At 71.5% G+C, this 14,930-nt stretch carries 15 protein-coding genes; 10 read left to right on the forward strand and 5 right to left on the reverse strand.

Annotation, left to right across the window (positions count from 1 at the left end):
- Position 1: 1 nt before the first annotated feature.
- Complete coding sequence (locus tag ACFPLC_RS38665; protein WP_378206902.1) at positions 2-337, reverse strand: ArsR/SmtB family transcription factor; 336 nt, start codon at positions 335-337, stop codon at positions 2-4.
- An 89-nt stretch (positions 338-426) separates the two neighbouring features.
- Here ACFPLC_RS38665 and ACFPLC_RS38670 point away from each other — a divergent pair, with 89 nt between their 5' ends.
- From ACFPLC_RS38670 to ACFPLC_RS38685, 4 genes are all read left to right on the forward strand, one after another.
- Positions 427-1,644 (forward strand): ROK family transcriptional regulator, encoded by a 1,218-nt coding sequence (locus tag ACFPLC_RS38670; RefSeq protein WP_378206905.1) that lies wholly within the window; start codon positions 427-429, stop codon positions 1,642-1,644.
- A gap of 102 nt (positions 1,645-1,746) precedes the next feature.
- Positions 1,747-2,766 carry an ABC transporter substrate-binding protein gene (locus ACFPLC_RS38675; RefSeq protein ID WP_378206908.1) on the forward strand — a complete coding sequence of 340 codons (1,020 nt, stop codon included), beginning with the start codon at positions 1,747-1,749 and terminating at the stop codon, positions 2,764-2,766.
- Positions 2,763-3,536, forward strand: coding sequence for an ABC transporter ATP-binding protein (locus ACFPLC_RS38680; RefSeq protein ID WP_378206911.1), 774 nt, complete (start codon positions 2,763-2,765; stop codon positions 3,534-3,536). The genes ACFPLC_RS38675 and ACFPLC_RS38680 overlap by 4 nt, the downstream gene beginning before the upstream one ends.
- A complete protein-coding gene (locus tag ACFPLC_RS38685; RefSeq protein ID WP_378206914.1) occupies positions 3,533-4,375 on the forward strand; it encodes an ABC transporter permease in 843 nt (280 codons plus the stop codon). The genes ACFPLC_RS38680 and ACFPLC_RS38685 overlap by 4 nt, the downstream gene beginning before the upstream one ends.
- Positions 4,376-4,380: 5 nt before the next feature.
- On the opposite strand, the gene ACFPLC_RS38690 is transcribed toward ACFPLC_RS38685, so the two are convergent.
- Positions 4,381-5,604 carry an IS110 family RNA-guided transposase gene (locus tag ACFPLC_RS38690; protein WP_378206917.1) on the reverse strand — a complete coding sequence of 408 codons (1,224 nt, stop codon included), beginning with the start codon at positions 5,602-5,604 and terminating at the stop codon, positions 4,381-4,383.
- 226 nt (positions 5,605-5,830) lie between these two features.
- Between ACFPLC_RS38690 and ACFPLC_RS38695 the strand changes: the two genes are divergently transcribed.
- Genes ACFPLC_RS38695 through ACFPLC_RS47560 form a run of 3 tightly spaced genes read left to right on the forward strand, consistent with a single transcriptional unit; the run spans position 5,831 to position 8,890 of the window.
- Complete coding sequence (locus ACFPLC_RS38695; RefSeq protein WP_378206920.1) at positions 5,831-7,144, forward strand: LLM class flavin-dependent oxidoreductase; 1,314 nt, start codon at positions 5,831-5,833, stop codon at positions 7,142-7,144.
- Entirely contained in the window at positions 7,141-8,037 is an 897-nt protein-coding gene (locus tag ACFPLC_RS38700; RefSeq protein WP_378206923.1) for a TauD/TfdA dioxygenase family protein, read from the forward strand. Before ACFPLC_RS38695 ends, ACFPLC_RS38700 begins: the two co-directional genes overlap by 4 nt.
- Positions 8,038-8,089: 52 nt before the next feature.
- Positions 8,090-8,890 (forward strand): alpha/beta hydrolase, encoded by an 801-nt coding sequence (locus ACFPLC_RS47560; protein ID WP_465251643.1) that lies wholly within the window; start codon positions 8,090-8,092, stop codon positions 8,888-8,890.
- Here ACFPLC_RS47560 and ACFPLC_RS38715 read toward each other — a convergent pair.
- The gene (locus ACFPLC_RS38715; RefSeq protein ID WP_378206929.1) at positions 8,841-10,061 is read right to left on the reverse strand and encodes an amidohydrolase; all 1,221 of its coding nucleotides are present in this window, start codon (positions 10,059-10,061) and stop codon (positions 8,841-8,843) included. The two genes, ACFPLC_RS47560 and ACFPLC_RS38715, sit on opposite strands and share 50 nt — an antisense overlap.
- On the opposite strand from ACFPLC_RS38715, the gene ACFPLC_RS38720 reads away from it, so the two are divergent.
- Complete coding sequence (locus ACFPLC_RS38720) at positions 10,060-11,565, forward strand: aminotransferase class I/II-fold pyridoxal phosphate-dependent enzyme (RefSeq protein ID WP_378206932.1); 1,506 nt, start codon at positions 10,060-10,062, stop codon at positions 11,563-11,565. The two genes, ACFPLC_RS38715 and ACFPLC_RS38720, sit on opposite strands and share 2 nt — an antisense overlap.
- A gap of 61 nt (positions 11,566-11,626) precedes the next feature.
- Here ACFPLC_RS38720 and ACFPLC_RS38725 read toward each other — a convergent pair whose 3' ends face one another.
- Positions 11,627-12,106 (reverse strand): hemerythrin domain-containing protein, encoded by a 480-nt coding sequence (locus tag ACFPLC_RS38725; RefSeq protein ID WP_378206935.1) that lies wholly within the window; start codon positions 12,104-12,106, stop codon positions 11,627-11,629.
- Between the two features lie 96 nt (positions 12,107-12,202).
- Between ACFPLC_RS38725 and ACFPLC_RS38730 the strand changes: the two genes are divergently transcribed.
- Positions 12,203-13,297, forward strand: a complete 1,095-nt coding sequence (locus ACFPLC_RS38730; protein WP_378206937.1) for a carboxylate-amine ligase — start codon at positions 12,203-12,205, stop codon at positions 13,295-13,297.
- On the opposite strand, the gene ACFPLC_RS38735 is transcribed toward ACFPLC_RS38730, so the two are convergent.
- Positions 13,294-13,680, reverse strand: a complete 387-nt coding sequence (locus ACFPLC_RS38735) for an STAS domain-containing protein (RefSeq protein ID WP_378206939.1) — start codon at positions 13,678-13,680, stop codon at positions 13,294-13,296. The genes ACFPLC_RS38730 and ACFPLC_RS38735 overlap by 4 nt on opposite strands.
- A gap of 113 nt (positions 13,681-13,793) precedes the next feature.
- On the opposite strand from ACFPLC_RS38735, the gene ACFPLC_RS38740 reads away from it, so the two are divergent.
- On the forward strand, positions 13,794-14,927 hold the full coding sequence (locus ACFPLC_RS38740; protein WP_378206942.1) for a carboxylate-amine ligase: 1,134 nt from the start codon (positions 13,794-13,796) through the stop codon (positions 14,925-14,927).
- The last annotated feature ends 3 nt before the right edge of the window (positions 14,928-14,930 follow it).

Raw genomic sequence — 14,930 nt, forward strand, 5'->3', positions numbered from 1 at the left:
GTCAGTGCTCCTGTTCCTTGAGTTCTTCGAGGACGTCGTCCATCAGGTCGAACCGCGCCGCCCACGTCCGTTCGTAGCGCTTGACCCAGTCGTGGATGGGCTTGAGCGCGGCGCCGTTGAGCCGGTAGAGCCGCTGGCGGCCGTCACCGCGCACGTTCACCGCGCCGACTTCGCGCAGCACCCGCAGGTGCTTCGACACCTGCGGCTGGGCCAGGCCGAGCAGGTCGACGAGATCGCCGACCGAGCGTTCACCGTCCATCAGGACGTCGAGGATCTGCCGTCGCCGGGGTTCGGCGACCGCGTTGAAGGTGTCGGCCGTCGTCGCTGCTCGTGCCACGCAGCTCATCATATTCCCATATGGGTATGCGTCAAGCCCGCATCCTGGGCACGCTGGGCCCCCGCCCCTCCGTCTGTCACGATCGGGCGATGACCAGCCGGGCGGAGAGTCCACAGAGGACTGACGCGCGCGGCGCCCGGCGCAGCGCCAGCGCGAGCGCCGTGCTGCGGGCCGTCCTCGACGGCGGGCCGATCGCGCGCAGCACCATCGCGCGCCGCACCGGGCTGTCCGCCGCCGCCGTCACCGGGCACACCGCCGAACTCGCCAGGCTGGGGCTGCTGCGCGAACTTCCCGAAGCCGAGTCACGCAAAAGCGTCGGGCGGCCGCACGTCCCGGTCGACCTCGACACCGGACGCCACGTCGCCGGCGCGTTGCACCTGGCCGTGCACCACGCCACCGTCGCACTGCTCGACCTGCGCGGGAACGTCTTGGTGCAGCACGAAGAACCCCACGACGGCCTGGCCGCCGAAGACCTGCTGGCCCGCGCCGCCGAGATCTTCGACGACCTCCTGCTCGGGCACGCCCCGGACCGCGAGCCGCTCGGTCTCGGCGTCGCCACCGGGGGCTGGGTCGACCGCGCGTCCGGCACCGTGGTCGAGCACCCGCTGCTCGGCTGGCGGGACGTGCCCGTCCGCGACCTGCTGACCGGCAGCACCGGGCTGCCCGTGGAGGTCGACGGGCACGCGCGCGCCCTGGTGCACGCCGAACGGCTTTTCGGGGACCCGAGGGCCCGCGACAGCGTCGTGCAGCTGTTCACCGGCAACGTCGTCGACGCCGCGTTCGCCACCGGTGCCAGCGTGCACCACGGGCCGCGCTCGGCCGCCGGCGGTGTCGCGCACCTGCCGGTCGACGGCGGCACCGAGCCGTGCCGCTGCGGGCGCACCGGCTGTCTCGAGGCGGCCGTTTCGGAAGCGACACTCGCCCGCAAAGCCGTGGAAAACGGATTGCTCGACGAGCCGGAATTTTCGGAATTGCTCGCGCTCGCCACCGACGGCAATTCCGCGGCACTGCGGATGTTCGACGAACGCGCGCGGCTGATCGGCCAGGCGGCGGCCCTTCTGCTCGACGTCCTCAACCCGGCCGTGCTCGTGGTGGTCGACCGCAGTGTAGCCGGGGTGCCGAACTGCCTTCCCACGATCCGGAACGAGGTTCGTGACCGGGTCCGCGGCCCGGCATCGGCGGAAACCGTTGTCGGCACGAGCTTCCCGGGTCGAGAGCTGGCCACCGCCGGCGGCGCGGTGCTCCTGGACGTGCTCTACGAAGACCCGCTCGGTCCCCTTCTCACGCGGTGGCCGCGCGCCTCGTGAACCGGCCGAGTTATTTCACGAACTCGCAAAATTGACCGTCCGTCCGGGTGCTGCGAACAATTGCTCCCATCCCCACCGACTCCCGGAACGGACGAAACCACCGTGAAGAAAACCCTGCCCCTGTTCGCCGCCGCCGTGGTGCTGCTGGCCGGCTGCGCTTCGGCGACGGCCACCGGTGCGCCCGGGCAACCGGAGAAGCTCGAGCTGCGCTACCAAGGCAGCGCGAACGCCGTGACCCTGCCCGAGCTCGCCGAGGACCTCGGCTACTTCGGGCCGGTCAAGCTGAAGTGGGTCGGCAACACGATCAGCGGCCCGCAGGACATCCAGTCCGCGGCCACCGACCAGACCGACTTCGGCGGCGCGTTCACCGGCGCGGTCGTCAAGCTCGTCGAAGCCGGCGCCCCGGTCAAGGCGGTCGTCAACTACTACGGCTCCGACGACAAAGCCTTCATCGGCTTCTACACCGGAGAGGACAGTCCGATCCGGACCGCCCGCGACCTCATCGGCAAGAAGGTCGGCGTCAACACCGCCGGCGCCAACCTCGAAGCCGCGCTCGACACCTGGCTCAAGGGGCAGGGCCTCTCCGACGCCGAGATCAAGCAGGTCCAGCTGGTCGTCATCCCGCCGGTGAACGCCGAGCAGGCGCTGCGCAACGGCCAGCTCGACGTCGCCGCGCTGCAGGGCATCCTGCAGGACCACGCGCTGGCGGCCGGCGGCGTGCGCCCGCTGTTCACCGACGTCGGTGCGTTCGGCCCCTACAACGGCGGCCCGTACGTGCTGCGGACCGACTTCATCAAGAAGTACCCGGAGACCGCGAAGATCTTCGTCTCCGCCGTGGCACGGGCGATCGAATGGGAACGCACGACTCCGCGCGACGAGGTGATCGCCCGCTTCACGAAGATCATCAAGGCCCGCGGCCGCAACGAAAGCACCGACACCCTCAAGTACTGGAAGAGCGTCGGCATCACCCACGGCGGCCTGATTTCCGACGCCGACTACACCCGCTGGGAACCGTGGCTGAAGCAGGAGGGCTACCTCAAGCACGACAAGATCGACACTGCGAAGCTCTACACCAACGAGTTCAACCCCTACCGCGACGGCGCCCCGGCGGTGACCAAGTGATCGGCATCCGTTCGGTGACCAAGACCTTCGGCGCGCTGACCGCCCTCGACGACGTCAGCCTCGACATCGCCGACGGCACGTTCCTGTCGCTGGTCGGGCCCAGCGGCTCGGGCAAGTCGACGCTGCTCGACCTGCTCGCCGGGCTCGCCACGCCGACGTCGGGCGAGGTGCTGATCGACGGCGAGCCGGTGCGCGGGCCCGGCCTCGACCGCGGGGTCGTCTTCCAGCAGTACGCGCTGTTCCCGTGGCGCACCGCCCGCGCCAACGTCGAATTCGGCCTCGAAGGCGGGCCGCTCGGCAAGCGGGAGCGCACCGAGCGCGCCCGCGAATACCTCGCGCTGGTCGGGCTGTCCGGCTTCGAGGACCGCTACCCGCACGAGCTGTCCGGCGGGATGAAGCAGCGGGTCGCGATCGCCCGCAGCCTGGCCTACGACCCGGCCGTGCTGCTGATAGACGAGCCGTTCGCCGCGCTCGACGCGCAGACCCGCGAGCAGCTGCAGGAGGAACTGCTGCGGATCTGGCGCCGCACCGGCAAGACCATCGTGTTCATCACCCACGGCATCGACGAAGCCGTCTACCTCGGACAGCAGGTCGCGGTGCTGACCTCGCGGCCCGGGCGGCTCAAGGCCGTCGTCGACGTCGACCTCGGCGACCGCACCGGCGACGTGCGGTCCGGGCCGGAGTTCGGGCGGCAGCGCCACCGGCTCTGGGAACTGCTGCACGACGAGGTCCGCAAGGCGGCCGAACACGAACGGAGCGCGGCCCGATGACGACCACCCTCGAAGCCCCCGCCGTCCACACCAGACCCATCGGCCCACCGCCGGAACCGCGCCGGTTCACGAAGAAGCTCACCCGGGCGGTGCACGCGTCCGCCGCGGTCGTGCTGTTCGTCCTGCTCTGGGAGCTGGTCCCCCGGTTCGTCCTCGACGAGGGCACCCGGACCTTCCTGCCGCCGCTCTCGGAAGACCTGCAGGCCCTGTGGGACCTCACCCTCGACGGCGAGCTCGCCGACCACCTGCTGGCCAGCGTCGGGCGCTCCGCCGCCGGGTTCGCGGTGGCCGTGGCCGTCGCGGTGCCGCTCGGGCTGCTGATCGGCTGGTACCGGCCGGTGGCGCGGTTCCTGCAGCCGCTGCTGGAACTGGCCCGCAACACCGCCGCGCTGGCGCTGCTGCCGGTGTTCACGCTGCTGCTCGGCATCGGCGAGCTGTCCAAGGTCAGCCTGGTGGTCTACGCCTGCGTGTGGCCGGTGCTGCTCAACACGATCGCCGGGGTCAACACGGTCGATCCGCTGCTGGTCAAGGCGGCCCGCTCACTCGGGTTGTCGAGCCCGCGGCTGTTCCGGAAGGTGATCCTGCCCTCGGCCGTGCCGACGGTGTTCACCGGCATCCGGATGGCGGCGTCCTATTCGATCCTCGTGCTGGTGGCGGCCGAGATGGTCGGCGCGAAGGCCGGGCTCGGCTACCTGATCAACACGAGCCAGGTGAACTTCCAGATCCAGCAGATGTACGCCGGGATCATCGCGGTCTCGCTGCTCGGCGTGCTCGTCAACGCCGGTTTCGTCGTCCTCGAACGGCGGTTTTCCACCTGGCGTCCCAAGGAGTTTCAATGATCGTGTCAAGCACCAGCTGCGGTCGTGATCGGTGGTGAGTGATGGAATTCGCGGCCGTCGCGCAGCAGTGCCCAGATGACGTCGACCAGGCGGCGGGCCAGGGCGATCAGAGCCTGGGCGTGCCGTTTCCCCTCGCCTCGTTTGCGCAGGTAGAAGGCCCGGGAGGGACTGCCGGGGCGTTTGATCGCCGACAGGGCGGCCAGGTAGAACACCCGGCGCAGGCCGCGGTGATAGCGCTTGGGGCGGTGCAGATTGCCCCGCACTCGCCCGGAGTCGTGGGGCACTGGTGCGAGACCGGCGTAAGCAGCCAGATGCGCGGAACTGCGGAACGCAGCCTGCAGGTCACCGCCGGTGCCGACCAGCAGCTGAGCGCCCAGGACCGGCCCGAACCCGTCGAGGCTGGTGATATGTCCGGCATCAGGATGCTCACCGAACCGCTCGGCGAGCTGCTTGTCCAGATCCTTGATCTCCCGGTTCAATTCCAGCAGCTGCCGGGCCAGCCGGGCAATCAACGGCGCGGTCACCGATTCCCCCGGCAACGCCACATTCTGCTCCGCCGCGGCAGCCAGGGCCTTGTCCACCATGGACGGAATTCCCTTGGCCCAGGCACCATGCTCGGTCAAGTAAACCGACAGGCCGGCCGCTTCGGCCGCGCGGATGCCCTCGGGGGTCTGGAAGCCGGTGAGCAGCACCAGCGCCGAGCGGGTGGAGTAGTCGAACGCCCGCTCCAGCGCGGGAAAAATGCTCGCCAGCAGCTCCCGGATCCGGTTGACCCCGCGGACCCAGTCGGCCATCAGGTCGTCCCGGCGCGCGGTGAGCACCTGCAGGTCGCGCGTGATCGCATCAGGGGCGGTGATCGGGGTCAGATCGCGGCGCAGCCGGGCGGTTTCGGCGATCGTGCGGGCGTCACGAGCGTCGGTTTTGCCTTCACCGGCGAACGCGCCGGCCATCCGGTTGACCAGCCGGCCCGGCACCGACACCACCGGCTGCCCAGTGCCCAGCAGCAAGGTGATCAGCAGGCTCGCGGCGCCGGATGTCATGTCGAGCGCCCACACCACCTCCCCACCTTCACCGGCTTTCGCGGTGGTGCGGGTGATCAGTTGCTCGATCGCGGCCTGGCCATTGGCCACTTTCCGGGAGAACACCATCTTGCCGGCCTCGTCCACCGCGCACGCGTGGTGGAAGCCTTTCCCCACGTCGATTCCGACCCACACCCTGCGCGCTGCCACGCCGCCTGTCCTCCCGTCCTTCGCAGCTCAACCCCGTGGACGACCCGCCAGCATCTCCATAAACAGCGACCGAGCGCAGATCTCAATCAGCGGCCAGGGCGTCCAGAACGACGGAGCGGCCACTCCTCGGAAGCCACCTCGAAGGCAAGAAACCATCAGCCACACCCCATCGCCCTGGGCATCCAGGACACCCCGTCCTGAACACCGACAATCTTATGGAGAAGCCATGATGCACCTCAACGCGTTCGTGATGCCGAACGGCCACCACGAAGCCGCGTGGCGGCACCCGTCGACGGACCCGCACCGGGCCCGGACGCTGCAGCACTACGTGGACATCGCGCGGACCGCCGAGCGCGGCAGGCTCGACTCGATCTTCCTCGCCGACGGAGTCGCCCTGTGGGGCAACGTGAAACACAACTCCCACAGCCACTTCGAACCGCTGACCCTGCTCTCGGCGCTCGCCGCGTCCACGGTCCACATCGGACTGATCGCGACGGCGTCGACGACCTACAACGAGCCCTACCACCTGGCCCGGAAGTTCGCCTCGCTCGACCACCTCTCCGGCGGCCGCGCGGGCTGGAACATCGTCACCTCGGCGGGCATCGACGAAGCCCGCAACTTCAACCTCGCCAAGCGCCCGTCGCACGACGCGCGGTACGACCGGGCCGAGGAGTTCGTCGAGGTCGTCAAGAAGCTCTGGGACAGCTGGGACGACGACGCCGCGGTCGTCGACCGGCCGAGCGGCGTCTACGCCGACACCGGCCGGATCCGCGCGATCGCCCACGACGGACCGCACTTCCAGGTGCAGGGCCCGCTCAACATCGAACGCCCGGTGCAGGGGCACCCGCTGCTCGTGCAGGCCGGTTCGTCGGAGACCGGCAAGGAGTACGCGGCCCGGCACGCCGAGGCCGTGTTCACCGCACAGCAAACCTTCGCGGACGGCAAGGCGTTCTACGACGACGTCAAGGGCCGTCTCGCGAAGTACGGTCGCACGCCGGACGAAATCAAGATTCTGCCGGGCATCTCGCCGATCCTCGGCCGCACCGAAGCCGAGGCGCGGGCGCGCGAAGCCGAGCTGAACGCGCTGATCATCCCGGACTACGGGCTGCGGCAGCTGTCCAAGATGCTCGACCACGACGTCACCCGCTACCCGCTGGACGGGCCACTGCCCGACGTCGGCAGCTTCACCGAGGGCGGCCAGAGCCGGTTCGACCTGGTCGTCGGCCTGGCCCGGCGCGAGGACCTCACCATCCGGCAGCTGCTGGAAAGGCTGGCCGGCGGGCGCGGGCACCGGGTCTTCGCCGGGACGCCGGTCCAGGTCGCCGACGAGCTGGAGGCGTGGTACCGCGGCGGCGCCGCCGACGGCTTCAACGTCATGCCGCCCACCCTGCCCGGCGGGCTCGACGACTTCGTCGACCTCGTCGTCCCGGAGCTGCAGCGGCGCGGGCTGTTCCGCACCGAGTACTCCGGCACCACCCTGCGCGAGCACTACGGCCTCGCGCGGCCGGTCAACCGCAACCGAGTGAAGGAGCCCGCATGACCACCATCGGCACCGACGTCCGCAAGCTCACGGGGAGGATCGGCGCCGAGGTCGTCGGCTTCGATCCCGCCGGTGACCTCGACGCCGCGCAGGTGGCGTTCCTGACCGACGCGCTGCACGAGCACAAGGCGCTGGTGTTCCGGAACGCCCGGCTCGACGACGAGGGCCAGCAGCGGTTCGCCGCGCACTTCGGCGAGCTCACCAAGGCCCACCCGACGGTGCCCGCCGTCGACGGCGCGCCGACGATCCTGCCCGTCGACAGCGAGCGCGGCCGCGCCAACCACTGGCACACCGACGTCACCTTCGTGCTCAACCCGCCGAAGGCCAGCACGCTGCGCAGCCTGGTGGTGCCGCCCTACGGCGGGGAGACGCTGATCGCGAACACCGCCGCGGCCTACCGGGACCTGCCGGAGCCGTTGCGCGCGTTCGCCGACACGCTGCGGGCGGTGCACACCAACGACTACGACTACGTGCAGCCGCCGGAGACGGTGGACGAGCAGGAGCGGGAGCGCCGGGCGCAATTCGTCTCGCGGAAGTACCGGACCGTGCACCCGGTGGTGCGGGTGCACCCGGTGACCGGTGAGCGCGGCCTGTTCATCGGCGGGTTCGCGCAGCGGATCGAAGGCCTCTCGGTGTCCGAGTCGCGGGACCTGCTGCGGCTGCTGCAGTCCTACGTCACGCGGCCGGAGAACGTCGTGCGGGTGACGTGGGAGCCGGACCAGCTGGTGCTGTTCGACAACCGGATCACCCAGCACTACGCGATCGACAACTACGACGGCCTGCCGCGGCGGCTCAACCGCGTCACGGTGGCCGGGGACGTTCCGGCCGGCATCGACGGGCGGTCCAGCGAGTCGCTCGAAGGTGACGCGTCGCACTACATCTCCGTCGCGTAGTCAGCGCCCGTCCGCGCCCGGGTAACCGGGTGCGGACGGGAAGGAGTGTGGTGTGGTCATTGTGCAGGCGAAGGTCAGGATGGCGGTGCTGCGGGCGTCGGGCCAGAAACGGTTCTACGACAACGCCTCGGCGTTGCACCACCGGCTGCCGCGGCACCAGAAGCCGTCGATGGCCCGGCCGCCGCGCAAGGTCCGGCGGCGGGTCGACGTCGAACACCACGACGAGCTCGGCTTCCCCTGCTCCACGTTCCGGCCACGGGGTGTGCGGGCGTGCGACCTGCACGTGCTGCACCTGCACGGCGGCGGGTACGTCGAGCAGGTGCGGAAGCACCACTGGCGGTACGCCGCCGACCTGGTCGCCCGGCTCGGCTGCGCGGTGACGCTGCCGGTGTACCCGCTGGTCCCCCACCACGACCACACCGCCACCATCCCGGTGGTCCAGGCGGCCTACGACGAGATCGAGGCCGAGCGGGTCGTGGTGACCGGTGACTCCGCGGGCGGGGCGCTCGCGCTGGCGGGTCAGCCCGATCCACGCCGACCTGACCGGGCTCGCCCCGATCACGCTGTTCATCGGGACCCGGGACGTCCTGCTGCCGGACTGCCGCCGGTTCCGCGCCCGGGCTCGGGACGCCGGGACGGAGCTGGACTACCGCGAATACCCCGGCATGTTCCACAACTGGCTCATGCAGGCGATCCCGGAGCGCCTCCTGCGGCGGTCACCCGTCAGCGCCCACCGAACGCAGTGAATGACTCATTCCTGGCGTCGGACGCCAGGAATGAGTCATTCACTGCACCGGGGCCGGTCAGCGCCCGTTCCGTGCCGAGTCCCGGAAGCAGTCCCACGCGCGGCTGACCAGCGCCGGGTGCGTCCGCAGGTCGATCACCGTGCGCGCCAGGGCGGCCGCCGAAGCCAGCATCGCCGCCCGGCCGCGTGGGCTCGCCGCCGCCCGCGCGAACTCCGGCGTGTGGTCCGACATCTCCTCCGCCGTGATCGCGACGAACGGGTGGATCGCCGGGACGCGGACGCTGACGTCGCCGATGTCCGACGAGCCGAGGAAGACGCCCGGCGCCGGCGGGGTCGCGTGGATGCCGCACGCCGCCAGGTGCTCGGTGAACCGCTCCGAGAGCACCGGGTTGTCGCGGAAGTGCGCGTACCCGCGTCCGAGGCGTTCGACGTCGACCTTCGCCCCGGTCGCCAGCGCCGCCCCTTCCGCGCACGTCGTCACGTCCTCGACCAGGCGGTCGAGCGCGTCGGTCGTCAGCGCGCGGAGACCGAACCGGCCTTCGGCGCGGTCGGGGACGATGTTCGTGGCCTCGCCGCCCTCGGTGATGATCCCCTGGACGTGCGAGCCGGACGGCAGCCGCTGGCGCAGGGCGGAGACCGCGCCGAACGCCTGGATCAGCGCGGCGAGGGCGTCGATGCCGTGCTCCGGGTCGCCGGTCGGGTGGGCGGCCCGGCCGTGGAAGGTCGCCTTCAGCTCGACCTGCGCGGTCAGCGGCGCCCACGACCACGAGTGGACGCCGGGGTGGACCATCAGGGCCGCGTCGACGTCGTCGAACACGCCCGCCTCGGCCAGTGCGACCTTGCCGCCGCCGCGTTCCTCGGCCGGGGTGCCCACGGCGAGCAGCGAGCCCGGGGCGTCCCCCAGGACGTCCTTGGCGGCCAGCGCGGCCCCCAGGCCGGTCGCCGCGATCAGGTTGTGCCCGCAGGCGTGCCCGAGGCCGGGCAGCGCGTCGTATTCGAGCAGCAGCGCGACGCACGGCCGCCCTTCGCCGGCGCGCGCGACGAACGCGGTGGGGAGCCCGGCGATCCCGGTTTCCACCTCGAAGCCGTCGGCGGCCAGCTCGGCGGTGAGCCGCTCGGCGGCCGCGTACTCCTCATAGGACAGTTCCGGCCGCTCGTGCAGCGCGGTCGCGACGGCCCACAGCCGCTCGTCCAGGTGCTCGATGCGCTCGTCGGCCCGCTCGTGCAGCTCCTCGTGCCACTCCATGCCCTCCGGGATACCCCAACCACGGACGGTCATGCCACCGGGGTGTTTCGCGCGGACCGCGTCCGGCTACTCCGGCGCCATGGACCACAGCAAGGCACCGGTGCTCGAGGCGCTGCGCGACTACCACAGCGCCGGCTACGTTCCGTTCAACGCGCCCGGCCACAAGCAGGGCCGCGGCATCGACCCGCGGGTGCTGGAAGTCGTCGGCGCCGACGTCTTCAAGTCCGACGTCATCGCGCTCAACGGCCTCGACGACCGCCTGATGCGCCAGGGCGTGCTCGCCGACGCGCAGGCGCTCATGGCCGACGCGGTCGGCGCCGAGCACACCTTCTTCTCGACCTGCGGCAGCTCGCTTTCGGTGAAGAGCGCGATGCTCGCCGTCGCGGGCCCGCACGAGAAGCTCCTGGTGCCGCGGCACGTCCACAAGTCGGTGATCTCCGGGCTGATCGTCAGCGGCGTCCGGCCGGTGTGGGTGCGGCCGCACTGGGACGCCGAGCGGCACCTGAGCCACCCGCCGGGTGTGCGGGAGTTCGCGGAGGCCTACGAGAGCGACCCCGAGGTCAAGGGCGCGCTCGTGGTGACCCCGACCGACTACGGCACGTGCGGTGACCTGCGGGCGATCGCCGAGTGGTGCCACGAACGCGGGCTGCCGCTGATCGTCGACGAGGCGTGGGGCGCGCACCTGCCGTTCCACGACGGCCTGCCGCCGTGGGGCATGGACGCGGGTGCCGACCTCTGCGTCACCAGCGTGCACAAGATGGGCGCGGCGGTGGAACAGAGCTCGGTCTTCCACCTGCAGGGCGACCGCGTCGACCCGAAGGTGCTGAAGGCGCGCGAAGACCTCCTCGGCACGACGAGCGCGAGCTCGCTGGTCTACGCGGCCCTCGACGGCTGGCGCCGGCAGATGGCCGAGCAGGGCAAGGAACTGATCGACGGGGCGCTGACGATCGTGGAGGCGGTCCGCGGCCGGCTGACCGAGCTGGGGCTGACGGTGATGCACGACGAGTTCCTCGGACCGGACCTCGCCGACTCGGTCGACCCGCTCAAGGTCGTGCTCGACCTCGACCCGCTCGGCATCAGCGGCTACCAGGCGGCCGACTGGCTGCGCGAACACCGCCGGGTGACCGTCGGCCTGTCCGACCACCGCCGGATCGTGGCCCAATTCACCCACTCCGACGACGAGAAGACGGCGGGCACGCTGATCGACGCGCTGGACGCGTTGCAGAAGGTCGCGCCTTCGTTCGAGAAGCCGCCGAAGGTGGACCTGCCGTCGCCGAAGGAAATGGAGCTCGAGACGGCGATGCTGCCCCGCGACGCCTTCTTCGGCGAGACCGAGCAGGTGCCGGTGGCCGAGGCGGCGGGCCGGATCGCGGCCGAGATGATCACGCCGTACCCGCCCGGCGCGCCCGGCGTGCTGCCCGGCGAGGTGATCACCCGGCCGATGCTCGACTACGTGCGCAGCGGTCTCGGCGCGGGCATGCAGCTGCCCGACCCCGCCGACTCCGAGCTGAAGTCGATCCGCGTCGTGGCCCGCTAGTCGTGAGTGGTAAGGCGGGTTAGAACCCGCCTTACCACTCACGAGCGCGGGGCGGCGGCGGTCAGGCTTTGGCGCTCTTGAGTTCCAGGGGGTTCTTCGGTGCCTGGGAGCGGGCGTCGATCATCCGCTGCCCCAGCTCCTGCAGCTGCTTGCGCCCCATCGCCGAGCGGACCTCGGGGAACCACTCGTCCTCTTCCTCTTCGACGTGGTGGCGGACGTTCTCGGTGAGCACGGTGACCTTCGCGTCGAAGGTCTCCTCCTTCGGGTCCATCCCGAGCAGTTCGGACAGCATCCACACCACGACGTGGTGCTCCTCGACGCTCTCCAGGACGTGGTCCTTCGTCTCCGGCACGGCTTCCCGCGCCGCCGGGTAGAAGATCTCCTCCTCGATGTAGGCGTGGACGGTCAGCTCTTCGATGATCGAGTCCGCGATCCGGCGCTTCTCGTCGTACGCGTCCTCCCCCGCCTTCTCGAATTGCTTGAAGAGCTTCTCCACGGTCTTGTGGTCGTTCTTGAGCAGCACGATCGCGTCGGTCGACATGACCGGGCGAATACCCAGTCGCGACGCCGGAAAACGCCGTTTGCCGGATCCCCCATCCGGGTATTCAGGCGGTCCCCGACCTCCAGGAGTACAGCGGTGAACCAACCGACGGGCGATGTGCTGACGTTCGGCATCGAAGAGGAGTTCTTCGTCGTCGACCGCCGTGGCCACCTGTCCCACGCCGGCGACGACGTCGTCGACGCGGCCGAAGCCGCCGGCGACGACCAAGGCGAGCTGCAGCACGAACTCACGCGCCACCAGGCCGAGGCGGCCACCGACGTCTGCCGGACCCACACCGAAGCCCTGCGCCAGCTGCGCAGCCTGCGCGGAGACCTCGACGGCGCCGCCCGGCGGCGCGGGTACCGCGTGCTGCCGGCCGCGGCCCCCCTGCTGTTCGACCCGAACCCGCCCGTGATCACGCCGAACCCGCGCTACGAGCGGATGGCCGAGCACTTCGGCGCCACCGCGCGGACGTCGCTCACCTGCGGCTGCCACGTGCACGTCGCGATCCCGGACAAGGAAACCGGCGTCCAGGTGCTGAACCGGATCCGGCCGTGGCTGCCCGCCCTGCTGACGGTGACCGCGAACTCGGCGATCTCCGACGGCTACGACACCGGCTACTGCAGCTGGCGCTACCAGCAGTGGAGCCGGTGGCCGTCGGCCGGGCCGCCGCCGCGGTTCGCGTCGCTGGACGAGTACGAAAGCATCGTCGACGGCTGGCTGCGCGCGGGCTCGATCCTCGACCGCGGGATGATCTACTGGGACGTCCGGCTGTCGGAAAACCAGCCGACGCTGGAGTTCCGCATCGCCGACGTCGCGGCGGTCCCGGAAGACGCGGTGCTGCTCGGCGTGCTGGCGCGCGGGCTGGTCGCCACCGCGCTGGCCGACGACGCGGCCGCGCCGCACCTGTCGAACGAGGTGCTGCGCGCGCAGATGTGGCGGGCGTCGCGCGAAGGCGTCACCGGCTGCTGCCCGCACCCGAAGAGCGGAGACCTCGAACCGACGAAGGTGGTCCTCGACAACCTCGTGGAGCTCGTCGCCCCCGCGCTCGAAGCGGCCGGTGACCTCGAATTCGCCCGGGAAGGCACGGCGCGGCTGGCGGCCGAGGGTGGCGGCGCGGACCGCCAGCGGCGGAAGTTCGCGGAGCGGGAGCGCGCCGAGGACGTCGTCGACCTGCTGACGGGCGACTAATCCTGCAGGCGGTCGAGCAGTTCGAGGGCCCGGATCGCGGGACGCGACTCCCCCGGGTCGACGACCAGGTGGACGCCCGCCGCCTCGGCGTGCCGGTGGGCGCGGAGCAGCACGCGGATGCCCGCGCCACCGAGGAAGCCGACGGTGCCGAGGTCGACCCGCAGGACGCCGGGGCGGGCGCGGATGTGCTCGTCCAGCACTGCCGCCAGCCCGGCCGCCGTGCACAGGTCCACCTCGCCGGTGATCTCCACGACGACCGCGTCGGGGCTCTTCCAGCGGATGCGGCTCCCCGGGTCGCCGTCGGACGGGGCGCGGGGTGCAGGCAGCCCTTGCGTCGGCGGCGCGTCGGCCCCGATCACGCGCAGCCGCTCGTGAGTCGTCATGGGTGCGAGGTACCCGCCGTGCGCGAGCGGTGAAACAAGACCCGGGTCCAGGTGCATTTACGCGCACCGAACGGGTAACCCCGGCGAACGCCCGTCCGGAAGGAGCCCGACCCATGTCCGACGGCCCGCCCACGATGGGTGTCGAAGAGGAGTTCCTCCTCGTGAACCCCCGCACCGGGCACGCTTCGCCGTGCGCCGAACCGGTGCTGGCCCGGTACCGCCACCACGGGCCGCTGCCCGACGGCGTCCGGGTGCACCGGGAGCTGCGGCTCACCCAGCTCGAAGCCGCCAGCGGCGTGTGCACGACGGCCGGCGAGCTCCGCGACCAGCTGACCGTCGCGCGCCGGGTGCTGGCCGGGGCCGCGGCGGCCGAGGACTGCGCGCTCCTGGCCACCGGCACGCCGGTCGGGCCCGGGCCGGCCACGCAGCCGCCCCCGAGCACCGGCCGGTACGCCGAGATCGACGCCGCGTACGGCGCGGTCGTCGCCGATTACGAAGCCTGCGGCTGCCACGTCCACGTCGGCGTCGCCGATCCCGACACCGCGGTCGCCGTCGTCAACCACCTCGGCCGGTGGCTGCCCACGCTGCTCGCCCTGTCCGCCAATTCGCCGTTCGACCACGGGCGCGACACCGGCTACGACAGCTGGCGGATGGTGCTGCAGTCGCGCTTCCCCGGCTCCGGCCTCGCCCCGCACCTGCGCGGGCACGCCGAGTACCGCCGGGCCGTCGAGACGCTGGTCGACTGCGGCGCGCTCGTCGACCCGGACCAGACGTTCTGGCTGGCCCGGCCGTCCGGCCGGTTCCCGACGGTCGAGTTCCGGGTCGCCGACACCGCGCTGACCGTCGACCACGCCGTGCTGCAGGCCCTGCTGAGCCGCGCGCTGGTGCAGCGGGCCCTGACCGACCTCGCCGAGGGCCGGGAGGCCGCGCCGCTGTCGCCCCAGGTAGCCGCGGCGGCGGTCTGGGCCGCGGCGCGCCACGGCCTGTCCGGGAGCCTGGTGGACGCCGTCGAGCAGACGCGGCGGCCCGCGTGGACGCTCGTCGAGGAGTTGCTGGCGCACGTCCGCGCGCCGCTCGAAGAAAGCGGTGACCTGGCGGAGGTCCGGAAACTGGTCGAGGCGGTGCGCGCCGGCGGCAGCGGCGCGGCGCGGCAGCGCGCGGTGGCCGATCGCGGGACGGCCGAGGCGGTGCGGTGGCTCACCGCGGCGACCGTGCCCGTGGGGCATGGATCGCTGCTGACGGGGTAGCCG

It is taken from the genome of Amycolatopsis plumensis (assembly GCF_042652605.1).
GTDB classification, from domain to species: domain Bacteria; phylum Actinomycetota; class Actinomycetes; order Mycobacteriales; family Pseudonocardiaceae; genus Amycolatopsis; species Amycolatopsis plumensis.